Source organism: Ruthenibacterium lactatiformans (genome assembly GCF_000949455.1).
GTDB lineage: Bacteria > Bacillota > Clostridia > Oscillospirales > Ruminococcaceae > Ruthenibacterium > Ruthenibacterium lactatiformans.
Genome location: NZ_JXXK01000011.1, coordinates 93,972 through 108,630 on the forward strand (window position 1 = coordinate 93,972; position 14,659 = coordinate 108,630).

General features: G+C 55.7%; 15 protein-coding genes, 1 pseudogene and 1 riboswitch. Of the genes and pseudogenes, 11 read left to right on the plus strand and 5 right to left on the minus strand.

Annotation, left to right across the window (positions count from 1 at the left end):
• Positions 1-146: 146 nt before the first annotated feature.
• The 5 genes from TQ39_RS09495 (at position 147) to TQ39_RS09515 (ending at position 6,424) form a co-directional block, all read left to right on the plus strand.
• Positions 147-638 carry an SF0329 family protein gene (locus tag TQ39_RS09495; RefSeq protein WP_050005359.1) on the plus strand — a complete coding sequence of 164 codons (492 nt, stop codon included), beginning with the start codon at positions 147-149 and terminating at the stop codon, positions 636-638.
• Positions 639-808: 170 nt separating this feature from the next.
• Positions 809-894: riboswitch (ZMP/ZTP riboswitch) on the plus strand.
• A gap of 129 nt (positions 895-1,023) precedes the next feature.
• Positions 1,024-3,255 (plus strand): formate C-acetyltransferase, encoded by a 2,232-nt coding sequence (gene pflB, locus TQ39_RS09500; protein WP_050005360.1) that lies wholly within the window; start codon positions 1,024-1,026, stop codon positions 3,253-3,255.
• A gap of 3 nt (positions 3,256-3,258) precedes the next feature.
• Positions 3,259-4,014 carry a pyruvate formate-lyase-activating protein gene (pflA, locus tag TQ39_RS09505; protein ID WP_242853481.1) on the plus strand — a complete coding sequence of 252 codons (756 nt, stop codon included), beginning with the start codon at positions 3,259-3,261 and terminating at the stop codon, positions 4,012-4,014.
• 323 nt (positions 4,015-4,337) lie between these two features.
• Positions 4,338-4,910, plus strand: coding sequence for a manganese efflux pump MntP (locus TQ39_RS09510; protein ID WP_050005375.1), 573 nt, complete (start codon positions 4,338-4,340; stop codon positions 4,908-4,910).
• Between the two features lie 140 nt (positions 4,911-5,050).
• The gene (locus TQ39_RS09515) at positions 5,051-6,424 is read left to right on the plus strand and encodes a sodium-dependent transporter (RefSeq protein ID WP_050005361.1); all 1,374 of its coding nucleotides are present in this window, start codon (positions 5,051-5,053) and stop codon (positions 6,422-6,424) included.
• 65 nt (positions 6,425-6,489) lie between these two features.
• Here the strand turns inward: TQ39_RS09515 and TQ39_RS09520 are convergent, their stop codons facing one another.
• The 3 genes from TQ39_RS09520 to TQ39_RS09530 all read right to left on the minus strand — a co-directional run bounded on the left by TQ39_RS09520 (position 6,490) and on the right by TQ39_RS09530 (position 10,143).
• A complete protein-coding gene (locus TQ39_RS09520) occupies positions 6,490-7,839 on the minus strand; it encodes a S1C family serine protease (RefSeq protein ID WP_050005362.1) in 1,350 nt (449 codons plus the stop codon).
• Between the two features lie 88 nt (positions 7,840-7,927).
• Positions 7,928-9,406, minus strand: a complete 1,479-nt coding sequence (locus TQ39_RS09525) for a sensor histidine kinase (RefSeq protein WP_069955726.1) — start codon at positions 9,404-9,406, stop codon at positions 7,928-7,930.
• Positions 9,407-9,453: 47 nt separating this feature from the next.
• A complete protein-coding gene (locus tag TQ39_RS09530) occupies positions 9,454-10,143 on the minus strand; it encodes a response regulator transcription factor (protein WP_009323000.1) in 690 nt (229 codons plus the stop codon).
• Between the two features lie 583 nt (positions 10,144-10,726).
• On the opposite strand from TQ39_RS09530, the gene TQ39_RS09535 reads away from it, so the two are divergent.
• From TQ39_RS09535 to TQ39_RS09555, 5 genes are read left to right on the plus strand one after another with little or no spacing between them, the layout of a single operon-like run.
• On the plus strand, positions 10,727-11,548 hold the full coding sequence (locus TQ39_RS09535) for a ParA family protein (protein ID WP_009322999.1): 822 nt from the start codon (positions 10,727-10,729) through the stop codon (positions 11,546-11,548).
• Complete coding sequence (locus TQ39_RS09540; protein ID WP_050005363.1) at positions 11,529-12,014, plus strand: ParB/RepB/Spo0J family partition protein; 486 nt, start codon at positions 11,529-11,531, stop codon at positions 12,012-12,014. The genes TQ39_RS09535 and TQ39_RS09540 overlap by 20 nt, the downstream gene beginning before the upstream one ends.
• A gap of 8 nt (positions 12,015-12,022) precedes the next feature.
• Complete coding sequence (locus TQ39_RS09545; protein ID WP_050005364.1) at positions 12,023-12,532, plus strand: hypothetical protein; 510 nt, start codon at positions 12,023-12,025, stop codon at positions 12,530-12,532.
• The gene (locus TQ39_RS09550) at positions 12,529-12,891 is read left to right on the plus strand and encodes a type II toxin-antitoxin system RelE/ParE family toxin (RefSeq protein WP_050005365.1); all 363 of its coding nucleotides are present in this window, start codon (positions 12,529-12,531) and stop codon (positions 12,889-12,891) included. Before TQ39_RS09545 ends, TQ39_RS09550 begins: the two co-directional genes overlap by 4 nt.
• Positions 12,888-13,205, plus strand: a complete 318-nt coding sequence (locus TQ39_RS09555; RefSeq protein ID WP_050005366.1) for a helix-turn-helix domain-containing protein — start codon at positions 12,888-12,890, stop codon at positions 13,203-13,205. The genes TQ39_RS09550 and TQ39_RS09555 overlap by 4 nt, the downstream gene beginning before the upstream one ends.
• Positions 13,206-13,282: 77 nt before the next feature.
• Here the strand turns inward: TQ39_RS09555 and TQ39_RS09560 are convergent, their stop codons facing one another.
• Both TQ39_RS09560 and TQ39_RS09565 read right to left on the minus strand, forming a co-directional pair.
• The gene (locus TQ39_RS09560; RefSeq protein ID WP_050005367.1) at positions 13,283-13,609 is read right to left on the minus strand and encodes a type II toxin-antitoxin system RelE/ParE family toxin; all 327 of its coding nucleotides are present in this window, start codon (positions 13,607-13,609) and stop codon (positions 13,283-13,285) included.
• Complete coding sequence (locus tag TQ39_RS09565; protein ID WP_050005368.1) at positions 13,602-13,913, minus strand: type II toxin-antitoxin system Phd/YefM family antitoxin; 312 nt, start codon at positions 13,911-13,913, stop codon at positions 13,602-13,604. The genes TQ39_RS09560 and TQ39_RS09565 overlap by 8 nt, the downstream gene beginning before the upstream one ends.
• A gap of 212 nt (positions 13,914-14,125) precedes the next feature.
• Here TQ39_RS09565 and TQ39_RS09570 point away from each other — a divergent pair.
• Positions 14,126-14,659 (plus strand): annotated as a pseudogene (locus tag TQ39_RS09570) (OmpL47-type beta-barrel domain-containing protein); the annotation flags it as partial.

The following is a 14,659-nucleotide window of genomic DNA, read 5'->3' on the forward strand; positions in this document are numbered from 1 at the left end:
GTAAAACGAAGGCAGACAGCCGCTTTCATACAGCCCGGCGGCCCGGCAAACTGGAATCGGCCAGGCGGAACAGGAGATGCTTTCTGCATGACAGGGCAAGAAATGGGGCAATAAAACAATCAAAAGCTGAAGAGGAAGAACCGCAAATGGCAACAGGGAGCGGTATCAGGAAAAAGCTGGAAACAGAATATTTGGCGCAGAGTCTGCAAGGCCATATTCAGTATTACGCAACGTCGTATAGCAGAAGTCCTGACCATGAGGGGCGGGCGGCAATAAGATATGATGGCAACGAAATCATCAAGGGATGTTATTGGAATAACTGGATGAAAGCAGATTTGTTTCCCGGAGATGAAAAATACAAAAAACGCATGGAAGTGGAAAATGCGCATATGGATGATACAGCTTTAAGACTAAGTGTTTTTGGTCAACGCTGTTTTTACAACGCCTTTGCAGAGTTTGATGATCAAGATATTGAAATGAGCCTTAACAGTGCTAATTTAATCGTAAGAATATTTGCTGTATTGGATAGGCGGGTTGGCAAACGGAGATTAACCTTGATGAAAAAGACAATACAGGAAAAATCAGATACGTTTCAGGAGTTTTTTGCAATTCGTGCAAAAGCAGAAGAACTGTTATAATTTCCAATTTACCAATTTTATGTTATCCACATACAGGCATCCTTCGTAAAGCAGAGCGCTGGCATCCCGAAGGCCGGTTTAACCATATTTTTGAGTTGTGCGGCCTGCGGATTCGGCTGTTTGTCCGTTGACAGCCTTTGCCGAAGCGTGGTATCATAAATACATAACCGAGACGCGGCCGTAACTGACGGAACGAGTGGGCTTACCACAGGGGAACGGGCGCGGAGTTTTGATGCCGGCCGTCTGGGCAACACCGCTTTTGCGGTGCTGCCCTTTTTTGTTGCCCTGAAACAAAAAGATTTTCTCAATGGCCGCCGCCGGGACGGTACAGGAATGAAAAGGGGCCGCGCCTCCGCGGTGTGTGAGCGAACAGGAGGTACAGGAAATGTGCAAGGCATGGGAAGGGTTTACGACCGGGGCGTGGCAGAGCCGCATCGATGTGCGGGATTTTATCCAGAAAAACTATACGCCCTACGGAGGAGATGAAGCGTTCCTGGCGCCGGCAACACCGCGCACGCAGGCACTGATGCATAAGCTGCAGGGCCTGATGAAGCTGGAGCAGGAGTTCGGCGGCGTGCTGGATGTGGACACCCAGACGGTGTCCTCCCTGCTCAATTACAAGCCGGGCTATCTGGACAAAGACAACGAGCTGATCGTCGGCCTGCAGACGGACAGGCCGCTGAAGCGCGGTGTGAATCCTTTCGGAGGCATCCGCATGGCGCGGGAGGCCTGCCGGGCCTACGGCTATGAGCTTTCCGGGCAGGTGGAGCAGGAGTTCGCCTACCGCACCACCCACAACGACGGCGTATTCCGCGTGTACAACGAGCAGACCCGTGCGGCCCGGCACTGCGGCCTGATCACGGGCCTGCCCGACGCATATGGCCGGGGCCGGATCATCGGCGATTACCGCCGCGTGGCGCTCTACGGGACAGACCGACTGATCGAGGAAAAGAAAAAGGACAAGGCGGAGCTGGGCCGCGGCGCGATGACGGACGAGAACATCCGTCTCATCGAGGAAGTCTGGCGGCAGATCGACTTTCTGGGCAAGCTGCGGGATATGGCCGCGCTGTACGGCTGCGACATCAGCCGCCCGGCGCAAAGTGCCCGCGAGGCCGTGCAGTGGACCTACTTCGGCTACCTTGGGGCCATCAAGGAGCAGAACGGCGCGGCCATGAGCCTGGGCCGCGTGAGCACGTTTCTGGATATCTATTTCGAGCGGGACCTGGCCGCGGGCAGGCTGGACGAGGCGGGCGCGCAGGAGCTGATGGACGACTTTGTGATGAAGCTGCGTATGGCGCGCCACCTGCGTACGCCGGAGTACAACGCGCTGTTCGGCGGCGACCCCATGTGGATCACCGAAGCCGTGGGGGGCATGGGCTCGGATGGCCGCACGCTGGTGACGAAAACTTCCTTCCGCATGCTGCATACGCTTTACAATCTGGGGGCGTCGCCGGAACCGAACCTGACCATTTTGTGGAGCGGTGCGCTGCCCGCCGCGTTTAAGACATACTGCGCCCGCGTCTCCTGCGAGACAGACGCCATCCAATACGAAAACGACGACCTGATGCGCCCCATTTACGGCGACGATTACGCCATCGCATGCTGTGTCTCAGCCATGCGGCTGGGTAAAGACATGCAGTTTTTCGGCGCGCGGGTCAATTTGCCAAAGCTGCTGCTCCTGTCCCTCAACGGTGGCCGGGACGAGATGAAGAACATGCAGGTCGGCCCGGTGCATACGCCCTATGAGGACGAGTATCTGGAGTACGGCAGGGTGACGGCGCTGCTGGACGCATACCGCCCCTGGCTGGCGGAATTGTATGCCGATACCATGAACGTCATCCATTACATGCACGATAAATATGCTTATGAAAAAACGCAGATGGCTCTGCACGACACCCATGTGCACCGCTACATGGCTTTCGGTATGGCGGGCCTGTCCGTGCTGGCAGATTCACTCTCGGCCATTAAATACGCGAAGGTGCGCTGCATCCGCGACGCCGGAACGGGCCTCATCACGGATTTCGAGGTGGAGGGAGACTACCCCGCTTTCGGCAACGATGACGACCGCGTGGACGCCATTGCCTGCGAACAGGCCGAAGCGTTTTACAACGAGCTGGCAGGCCATGCGCTGTACCGCGGAGCCGAAGCCACGCTCTCGGTGCTGACGATCACCTCCAACGTGGTGTACGGTAAAAAAACAGGCTCCACTCCCGACGGCCGCAAAGCGGGGCAGCCCTTTGCCCCGGGCGCGAACCCCATGCACGGCCGGGAAAAAAGCGGCGCGCTGGCCTCGCTGAACTCTGTGGCAAAGCTTTCGTACCGGTACTGCAAGGACGGCATCTCCAATACGTTTTCCATCGTGCCGGGAGCGCTGGGCAGGACGGACGAACAGCGCCGGGCCAATCTCGTCAGCCTGCTGGACGGCTATTTTTCCCAGATGGCCCACCACATCAACGTCAACGTGCTCAGCCGTGAAACGCTGGTGGAGGCGTACAATGACCCGGAAAAATACCCCAATCTGACCATCCGCGTTTCAGGCTACGCGGTGAACTTCCACAAGCTAACGAAAGAACAGCAGCGCGAGGTCATCGCCCGCACGTTCCACGAGGCGATGTGAGCCGTGGACGCACAGATGCAGACGCCGGAAAACGGCGTGAAAGGGCGCATACACTCGTTTTTGTCCATGGGAGCGGTGGACGGACCGGGGCTGCGCTATGTGGTGTTTCTGCAGGGCTGCCCGCTGCGCTGTGCCTGCTGCCACAACCCGGACACCTGGAACGCGGCGGGCGGCACGGAATACACGGTGGAGGATGTGCTGCGGCGTGTGCGCCGCTGTAAGCCGTACATTTATGAGTCGGGGGGCGTTACGGTTACGGGCGGTGAGCCGCTGGCCCAGCCCGTGTTCACTGCGGCGCTGCTGAAGGCGTTGCGGGCGGAGGGCTACCACACGGCGCTGGATACCTCCGGCGCGGGTGCTCTTGCCGCCGCGCGGGAGGTGCTGGCGCATACGGACCTGGTGCTGGCGGACCTGAAGTTCAGCTCCGAAGATGGATACCGCGCCCATACGGGCGGCAGCCTGGCCCATACGCTGGATTTTCTGGCGCTGACACAAGAGCTGGGCGTGCCGCTGTGGGTGCGGCACGTGGTGATCCCCGGCTTGACGGACGGCGAGGCACATATCCGCGCATTGGCGCGCATGGCCGGACAGTTCCATAATTTGCAGAAGGTGGAGCTGTTGGGCTTCCGAAAGCTGTGTCTGGAAAAATACGGGGCTATGGGCGTTCCGTTCCCTCTTGCGGACACACCGGAGATGGACGCCGCAGCGCTGTGCCGGCTGGAGGACGCGGTGCGGCGAGAACTGCCGGACCTTGCGTGAAAAAGGCGCGCCGGACGAAAAAACACTTGCGCGCCGCAAAAGGGTATGGTAAAATATGCTTATACCTTTGAGGGAGTAGTTCGCGCCGGGCCTGTACGGCGTGTAAAGTCAACATGATGGCGCGCCGGCACGCGCCTGGCTTTGCTTAATGAACAAGACTCATGGGCGGCTTTGCGCCGTCCGTGGGTCTTTTTTTTGCGGCCCCGCCCCACAGGGCCGCAAAACGGACGCCTCCCTTTTCCGGCGCGCGCTGCGGGCGGAACAGATTATCCGGCCGCAGACACGCATATTCTTATGAAAGCAGATTTGGAGGAAAAAGCGTTATGGATTCGATCACCCTGTTCGTACTCGCGCTGGGGCTTTCGATGGACGCATTTGCGGTGTCCATCTCCAACAGCATGTGTTTTTCCGGCCTGCGGCGGAACGAGGCCGCCCTCACGTCGCTGTCCTTCGGCGTGTTTCAGGGCCTGATGCCCGTGGCCGGGTATTTTGCGGGCCGCGCCTTCGCCGATGTGGTGAGCGCGTTTGACCACTGGATCGCCTTTGCACTGCTGGGCTTCATCGGCGGCAAAATGATCTGGGACGCCGTCAAGGAGCTGCGCGCGCCGGAGGCGTGCCCTGTGGGCCGCGCGTTCAGCTATAAGCTGATGGTGGTGCAGGCCTTCGCCACCAGCATCGATGCGCTGGCTGTCGGCGTCAGCTTTGCCGCGCTGGATGTGAACATCGCCGCGGCGGCTTCCTTCATCGCCTGCGTCACGTTCGTCTGCTGCCTTGCGGGCCATCTGCTGGGCAAAAAATTCGGCAGCTGGCTGGGCGGTAAGGCCGAGATATTCGGCGGCGTCATTTTGGTGTGCATCGGCGCAAAGATCCTCGTTGAGCATCTTTCCGGCGGCTGAGGGCCGGAAAAAACAGAGAAAATGCAAAAACGTGCGCGTGTTTCGTTGACACACGCACGTTTTGTTTGCTATGCTGGACAAAGACGGCGCTCTATGCGGATGCGCCGGGTATCGGAGAAGGAAAAAGAGGGATCAGGGTTATGGAAAAACGAGAAAAATTTGCCTCGCGGCTGGGCTTTCTGCTCATTTCGGCCGGGTGTGCCATCGGCATCGGCAACGTATGGCGCTTCCCCTATATTACCGGACAGTACGGCGGCGCGGCGTTCGTGCTTATTTACCTGTTTTTCCTGGTCGTGCTGGGCTTGCCCATCATGGCCATGGAGTTCGCCGTGGGCCGGGCGTCCCGCAAAAGCTGCGCGGTCAGCTTCCGCGTGCTGGAGCCTGCGGGCACCAAATGGCATTGGTACGCCTGGCTGGGCATGGCGGGCAACTATCTGCTGATGATGTTCTATACCACGGTGGCGGGCTGGATGCTGGCCTATGTGGTAAAAATGCTGCGCGGTGCGTTCACAGGCGCGTCCGCCGAGGCGGTGGGCGGCATTTTCAATGACATGCTGGCGCAGCCGGGGCCGCAGATATTCTGGATGATTGTGGCTGTGGTGCTGGGCTTCGGCGTGTGCAGCCTGGGCTTGCAGAACGGTGTGGAGAAAATCACAAAAGCCATGATGGTCTGCCTGCTGCTGCTGATGGTGGCGCTGGCTGTGCGCAGCGTCACACTGCCGGGCGCGGACGAAGGCCTCAAATTTTATCTTGTACCGGATTTCGGGCGCCTTGTGGAGCAGGGCGTGGGCAATGTGGTGTACGCGGCCATGGGACAGGCCTTTTTCACGCTGTCTCTGGGCATCGGCGCCATGGCCATTTTCGGCAGCTACATCGGCAAGGAGCGCACGCTGCTCAGCGAGAGCGTCAACATCACGCTGCTAGATACCTTTGTGGCGCTGATGGCGGGCCTTATCATTTTTCCCGCCTGCTTTTCCTTCGGCGTCAACCCGGGGCAGGGCCCAGGCCTTGTATTCGTCACGCTGCCCAATATCTTCGGCGGCATGGCGGGCGGCCGGGTATGGGGCGCGCTGTTTTTTGTGTTCATGAGCTTTGCGGCGCTGTCCACCGTTATTGCCGTATTTGAAAACATCGTTGCCTTCGGTATGGACTTGTGGGGCTGGAGCCGCAAAAAAGCCGTGTTGGTAAATTTTTTCGCCATTCTTGTGCTGTCGCTGCCCTGTGTACTGGGATACAACGTGCTTTCGGGCTTTATGCCCTTCGGCGAGGGCAGCGCCGTGCTGGACCTGGAGGACTTCCTTGTTTCCAATACGATCCTCCCGCTGGGCAGCCTTGTATACCTGTTGTTCTGCACGTCCCGCTACGGCTGGGGATGGAAAAATTTTGTGGCCGAGGCAGACGAGGGCAAGGGCATACGGTTTCCAAAATGGGCGCGGGTATACGTCAGTTACATTCTGCCGCTCATCGTGCTGTTCATCTTTTTGATGGGCTATAAGGACAAATTCTTCACCTGAGGAGAAAAACAAAAAGAGGCGCCGCCGCGGGATATATCCGCGGCGGCGCTTTTTGTTTTGAAGCTTCAGTTGCTGCGGCTCTCGGCCAGCACCGCGTCCACGGTGACGACATTGCCGCTGCCGCGCTTTTGGATCTCCAGCCGCACGGTTTCGCCGGGCTTGTGCGTCTCCAGCACATCCAGCAGATCGGACGTGGTTTCCAGCGTTACGCCGTCCGCCGTCAATATCACGTCGCCCACGGTGATGTCGTGGTTGTTCAGGTCGCTGTAATCTTCCACAGATGAAATATATAAGCCCTGGCTGGGCAGGTCGTTGGCAGGGCCTGTGACGGGCGACAGCGCGATTACCATCACGCCCAGTGCCACGCGGTCCTTTACATAGCCGTAGGCAATCAGATCCTCCACCACGGGCTGCGCGTCCGCCGAGGGGATGGCAAAGCCGATGCCCTCAAACATGGAGCTGTTGAGCTTGGCGGAATTGATGCCGATCACCTGGCCGAAGCGGTTCACCAGCGCGCCGCCGGAATTGCCGGGGTTGATGGCCGCGGAGGTCTGGATAAGGTTCATCGTGACGACGCTGTTGCCCGCCTGCATGCTGATCTCACGATTGAGGCCGGAGATGATGCCCTGGGTGACGGTGCCGGAGAGCTGTCCGGCCGCATTGCCGATCGCCACGGCCCGCTCGCCCACCTGCAGGATGTCCGAATCTCCGAAGGAGGCGGGCACCAGCCCGTCCGCCGTGATTTTGACCACGGCCAGGTCCGTACGGGTGTCGGAGCCGACGATCCATGCGTCCAGCTCACGGCCGTCGTCCAGCAGCACGGTAACTGCGGAGGAGCCCTCCACCACATGGGCGTTGGTGACGATGAAGCCGTCCTCGTTGAGAATGATGCCGCTGCCGCTGCCTGCAATGGAAATGCTGCCCGGCTCATATACATTGATGCATACCACGCTGGGGCCAACGGTCTTGGCAATCTCCACCGTGGAGAGCCCGCCGTCCGCGTCCTCGGGAAGATCCTCGATGGTAAAGCTGGGCACCTCTCCGGGCGCGGGACGCCGGCGCGCGGCGCCGCCGCTGCGCAGTGCGTCAAAAGCCTCTCCCGCCAGAAAAACGGTTGCGGCAAGCCCCAGGCAAAGCAGAACAGCCACCAGCGGCGCACGGTTCCTGCGCCGGCGGGGCGGTTTCCCGCCGGGGACGCCCGGCATCGAGCCGGGCGTCTGATATACATATTGGGGCGCCCGCGGCGGCACGGGGCCGCCGCCCTGCCCGTAAACGGGGCCGCCGTAGGGCGGGGCTGCGGAGCCCTGTCCGCCATAGGGCGGATAAGGCGGATACTCCATCCCGGGCTGTTGTACATAGGGCGGGCAGGGCCCGCCGGGCTGCTGCGGATATTGCGGATACTGGCGCTGATCCATGATTCCCTCTCTCCCTGCCGGGCCTCCCGGCAATGCGCAGCACTGCGGCCGCGAATATTTCTCTTCCATGCCTCATGCGGCGCGGTGGTCACTGATCCTTGAGCTTGCCGCCCTTAATGGGCGAAGAAGGCGGCGCGGGCAACGTGAACAGGAATTCGCAGTATTCGCCCTCCTTGCTGTCCACCCAGATCTTGCCGCCGGACAAATTGATGAGGACTTTGCAGATATGCAGACCCAGGCCGCTTCCGGTGGTGTTCAGCCCACGGCTTTTGTCTTCCTTGTAAAAGCGGTCGAACACATAAGGCAGCGCCTCGGGCGCAATACCCGCGCCTGTGTTGCGCACGCCTACGGTAACGGCGCCCTTGCTCTGTGTGACGGAAAAACGGATCTCCCCGCCCACATTGCAGAACTTGATAGCGTTGTCCACCAGATTGTAGATGACCTGGTACACCAGATCCTGATCCGCCAGAACCAAGGTCTTGGTTGGGGCGAAGCCGCTGATTTGGATGTTGTTGGCCTCCAGCCGCTGTTCCGCGCCGAACACCACGCTGGTGATGCTCTCCCAGATATCATAGGTAGTGGCGTTTACTTTATACTCCCCGGCCTCCAGCTTGGTGATGTCCAGCATGTTCTTGATGAGACGCGTCAGGCGGCCCACCTCCTGAGAGACAATGCCCAGGTAGTGGTTCTGGTTTTCGGGCGGGATGGTGCCGTCCAGCATGCCGTCGATAAAGCCCTTGATGGTGGTCATGGGCGTGCGCAGCTCGTGAGCGATATTGCCCATGAAGCTGCGGCGGGACTGGTCGATTTTTTCCAGGCTGCCGGCCATGGTGTTAAAGGTCTCGGCCAGCTGGGCCAGTTCATCGTCGCCCTCCACGGGCACGCGGGCGGAAAAATCTCCGCCGCCGAACTTTTTCGCGGCGTCCGAAATGCGGCGCAGCGGCGTGGTCATGCGGTTGGTCAGCACGATGGAAAGCACGCTGGATACCATCAGCATCAGCCCGGCGGAGAGGATGAACGTAGAGAACAGGTTTGCCAGGTATTCCGTGAGGCTGTCGGCGTTTGCCCCCGCGAATACAAAGCCCTGGAGCATGCCTTTCTCGTCGAGAATGGGCTTGCCCGCGATATAATATCGGCTGCTGAAGATACCGCCCAAAGTGCCCATTTCGTCGTAAATGCCCCGGCTGTATGTGGCATTGCACGTTTTTACAGACACTTCCATGCCCTGATATTCCGACGGGATGGAAAGCACCACGGAGCCGTAGGCGTCCGTCACAAGGATGCTCTTTCCGGCGGCGCGGGCCGTCAGCGTGATGCCCCTTTTGATATCCTCCACATCCAGCCCGGCGGCTTCGGCGGCTTCGGCCCTTTTTTCAACGATGCCGTCATCTGCGGCCTCCTGCATGGCGAGGATGGCGTTGTCGATGGTCTGGATCAGGGCGGTGCCGTTTTCTTCGCGGAAGTAGCCCATGGCCAGATACATCTGAATAAAGCCCATCACGGCGATGCTGCAGATGAGCAGGACTGCCGTGGAATAAAAATACCGCGTGGTGATGCTTTTGCGCACGGGGGCACCCCCTTTTCTTCCGGCATGCCGCGGACCCCGGCCCGCCGTCATTCTTTCACTTCAAATTTATAGCCCACGCCCCAGACGGTCTTTAAACTCCACTGGTCGCTGGTGTTTTCAAGCTTTTCGCGCAGACGCTTCACGTGTACGTCGATGGTGCGGGAATCGCCGTAGTATTCAAAACCCCATACCTCGTCCAGCAGCTGGTCGCGGGTGAATACCCGGTTGGGATGGCTGGCCAGATAATACAAAAGCTCCAGTTCCTTGGGCGGCGCGTCCACTACCTGGCCGTTCACCTTCAGCTCATAGCGCGTCAGGTCCACCGAGAGCTTATCATAGCTGATGACGCCGTCCGGCTGGGCCTCGGCGGGCGTGCAGCGGCGCAGCACGGCTTTGATGCGCGCCACCACTTCCTTGGAGTCGAACGGCTTTACTACATAGTCGTCCGCACCCAGCTCCAAGCCGAGCACCTTGTCGAAGGTCTCGCCTTTAGCCGTGAGCATGATAACGGGTGTGTTGTCCGCCGCGCGGATGCGGCGGCACACCTCCCAGCCGTCCATTTTGGGCATCATCACGTCCAGCAGCACCATGTTGGGCTTTTCCTTTTCAAACGCGGCCACGGCGGCCTCGCCATCGTTGGCGATCACCGTCTCATAGCCCTCCTTGGCCAGGTACAGGCGCAGCAGCTCACAGATATTTTTGTCGTCGTCCGCGATCAGAATTTTCTCGTTCGCCATGGGTCACACTCCTTTATTCCCCTGTACCGCGCCCGTTTTTGCGCGGCATGCCGTATGCGGTGTACCGCAGATGCTCTGCGGGGCGCAAAAAAACAGCAGTTTAACAATATTATACGATATAATTGTGTATAAAAAAAGTCCTGCGGGAGCTCCCGCGCAGTTTTTTGGGGTGCTCCGCGTCCGGCGCATTGCGCGCAGGGCTGCCTGTATGGTAGAATAATCAAAGATATACCCGGGGCTGCCGCCCCGCTTGAGAAGAGGAAGGTTTTATATGAAGCTTGGAATCGAAGTTCGAGCCTAATTTTCATAAATCTCCAATTCTCCATGAATGTCCATAAAACCGCATAGCTATGCGGTTTTCAAGGTGCTCAACAATTTAAATCTCCATGCCTCTCCATATATCTTCACGCCGAAATGGTGTAGAAATGGTGTCAGTGGATGATGAAGCAATCAACAAAAAGAGCCAATGCAACAGCACATCCACAGGCTAATATAGAATCATCAACGAAACGGTCCGATGCCTTGTTATAGGTGTCGGCTTTTTGTTTTTACAGAAAAACATTGAAATCGAAGGAGTACTTTTATGAATGAATGTAAAATAGTTGCCGTCTTAAATCGAAAAGGCGGTGTTTGTAAAACCACTACTACGCACAATTTAGGCGTAGCTCTTGTACAACGAGGATACCGTGTATTGCTGGTAGACTGCGATACTCAGAGAAATCTATCTATTAGCTTAGGCCTCAATCGGCCGGATGAAGAGTGTTATACACTCTGTGAACTTCTGCAGCCGTTGATTGATGTAGAAGTTGATGAAGTGGATATTCAAAACTGCATCCATCATCTTGAAAACGGAGTGGATTTTATTCCCAATAAGCAGGCTTTGTCTACTGTGGAAAAGCAAATCAGTACATTAGATTTCCGCCGTGAATGCATACTGTTTGACGCATTGGAAGATGTAAGGTTGGATTACGACTATATCCTTTTGGATTGTATGGCATCTTTGGGAATGCTGGCTGTCAATGTGATGATGGCATGCGATACCGTTCTTTTGGTGTCTACGCCTGAAGAGGACTCTATTGAGGGACTTGAATTAGCTTCTGACTTTATTCAGGAAGCTGCCCGAGCGTTGAGAAAAGAGATCCCTGTCTGTGGGGTGTTGATTTGTCGGGTAGATATGCGATACCGTAAGAGCCGGAGCGGCGTGGAAAGAATTCGCCAATTATTTGTGCCTCAATATCCTATTTACCAAGAAATGATCCCTGACCGCGTTTGTGTGGCAGATGCTCGTAATAAGCAAGTAAGTATCATTGAGTACGCTCCGGAAAGTGAAGCAGCGCGGGCCTATCAAGTGGTCTGCGATTCGTTTGTGAAGGAGGTTGAATATCATGGCATCCACACCGCTTAATCTATCCGGAATGTTTGAAAACTCCCCGGCGGCGGCACCGCGTTCACGGGAACGTGTAGAAAACATTCCAGTCGATCTGATTGACAGCCATCTGCGAAACACTACATATGTGACAGAAACCATGTTGGATCCGGCGTTCCGCGAAAGCGTTGCCGCATTTGGTGTACTGCAGCCGGTTCTCGTTATTCCTAATGATAATGCCGCTGGCCGCTATTATTTATTGGCTGGTCATAAGAGGTTGCTCGGGAGCCGGCTTTGTGGCAGGTCATATATTCCAGCGATTATTCGTAAAGGCTTGCCGCCTGGTTTGGAAGGAATCTATATTACGGATACGAACCTTCAATACGGGGTACAGAATATGCTTCCCAGCGAGAAGTGCCGCACTTTATGGGAACAACATCAAAGTCTTAAAGAGTTCGGCAATACTGTCGGACACATGCTGAAGAAAAACAGGAGATCGAATTAGGCGGTAAAGTGTTCAAATTTGGGCACCTTGAAAAAACGCGAGAGACATTGGCAACTGCGTATGGGCTAACGCCTACCGATGTGCAACGGTTTTTAGGACTTCATACTCTATCACCTGTTCTGTTTGAATGTGTCGACCGCCGTACATTGGCGATATCAGCTGCGACCTATTTGGCACAGTTGCCTAAAGAATGGCAGCTTGAAGCAGCCCGCTGGATACCAGATAAAAAAATAAGTGCTTATCAGGCACAACAGATTTTATTTTTGTATCAAAATGGCGGCAACGAGAAAGGGATTAAGGATATTGTCCAAAACACCCAAAACGATAGTCGCCACAAAATCACTGGAAGTTATAAAATATCCCGTCGGATGCTGAAGTCATATAGCCCATACTTAGCAACTATGAACGATGATGAAATCGCTTCGATCTTGAAAGCTGCTTTGACGCTTTATTTTGAAAGTCATCCTCTTGAAAACTCCGAGCAACGAGGGTATAATATAAGCGAGGAAGCTGTATGACAAGAGAATATATAATTATGCCGGAATTTGAGCGGCAATGGAAAGCGATGGGACAGAGCGATACGGAGCTGAAGTACCTGCAGGAACAGCTGCTTCTTAATCCTCAGCAGGGACCGGTGATGAAAGGTACGGGAGGGCTGCGAAAAATTCGTGTTGCTTTTGAGCATCAAGGGAAAAGCGGGAGTGGCCGTGTGGTTTACGTAGATTTTCCCGCTTACGAAACCATCTACTTAATCACAGCATATCCTAAAAATGAAAAGGATAATTTGTCTGCAGCTGAACGCAATGCCATCCGAAATTTGATTGAACAGTTGGAGCAGTTTTTGAAAACAAAATGCGAAAAGGGGCGATTACGATGAGTACAGGTGTATATGAAAGTATCCTGCAGGGGTTAAATGAAGCCATTTCCACAGAAAAAGGCCATCTGCGTGCAAAGCGTTGCAGGATGACTGTACAGCCTCCTGAAGAATTCGATGCTGAGGAGATCCGCACCATACGGTTGAGCGCTAATATGACACAGAAAGTCTTTGCAAGTTTTCTCGGGGTTTCGCCCAAAACTGTAGAGTCATGGGAGGCTGGTCGTTATAAGCCGGATGGCCCCGCACGCCGGGTCATGGGGCTTTTGCGTCAGGACCACATGTTGGCGCAAAAATACGGATTGATCTCACAGTAAAAAATTAAGGTGTCCAATTTTGGACACCTTAAAAATAAAAACGCCAGAGCGCTGATCCTCGCTTTGGCGTTTTGCTTTTATAGAGTTGGAACTCCTTGCTGAAAAAGTTCCGGATAATTACTTGAAGCCCAAACGATACGTTCAATGATTACTGTTTCCGTATCAACACGGTAAATCACGATATGATTGTCATGGGCCAGCTTGCAGAAGTTCAATACTTTCAAGTATTCGTCTGGATGTTCTTCTCCCATGCGGGGGAAGCGCATTAGTTTGTCAATGTTATTCTGCAGGGCGTCAACCGCGCGCAAAGCAGCGCTTTCTCCAACTTTATCGAAATAATAATCGGAAATCCCCAAAATATCCTGCATTGCCTCGGTGGTATAGACAATTTGAAGTTCATCCATTTTTCCGTCTCTGTCTGTTGCTGAGATTTGCGCGAACCAAATCGCGTACCTGTGTGGAGGTGTATGTCGCCGCTCCATTTAATCGCTTTAGTTCGGCTTCTAAAACCACAGCGCGATGCGCAAGAGCCGCTTCTTTTCGATCAAGTTCTTCTTTTCGTCGGGTGTAGGCAGCAAGATCCATCAAGACGGTGTCCCCTTTGCCGTTGCGCGTGATGTAAATTGGCTGTCCAGTCATACGGGAACGAGTGGCCAGCTCATTGTACTCTGTACGAAGCGCGGAAGCAGGGCGAATATCCATAGCCATATAACGGCCCCCTTTCTGCTTTTGTTATATCTTATATCGCGAAAACAAGTAACAATCATTTTTTGATTTAATTTGCTTTGCGGAAATTGAGGGTTTGTATTTTTGGCAAGCAACTCAATATGATACTAATCGGGAATGCTTCACGGGCATTCCCTTCTTTTTTGGATGCAAAACGGTGTATTCCAAAAAACATCAAGGAAAGGATACAGACTATGAAACAAAAATTAAAGTACTGGAGTATATGTTTTCTTTCACTTTTTCTTCTGATATCTGCGTGCGCATCTCCAGCGTTCGCTGCGGGCGGCGCGCTGGGCGCGGACCGAAACGGCACGCCATATACTTACGTGATCGGGTACATGTATTCCGGCAGCTCCCAGACCGTCAACACACGGGAGATCTTCACATCACCCAACAACTATGACATCTGGCTCTGCCCGGTGTGCGGGCGAGACCCGTTGGGAAATTCGCAGGGAACGGCGCTGGCACCGAATCTGTATATGCCGTGCTATGGATACGATATTGCGGCGACAGGCGGGGACATGAGCATCCGCTACGCGCTGGTGCGGCACAGGCACAACAACGGGCAGCTGTCGGATGACCGGGTGTACATCCCGGTCAACGTGCCGATGTATGCGGGCTGCTATTACGGCTATGACCTTACTGAACCGGCCGGCGTGCAGGTCAGCGCGCCCACGGGCTGGCAGCGGGACAGCGCGGTGGTGCGGTTTTCCGGCGGCACGGACACA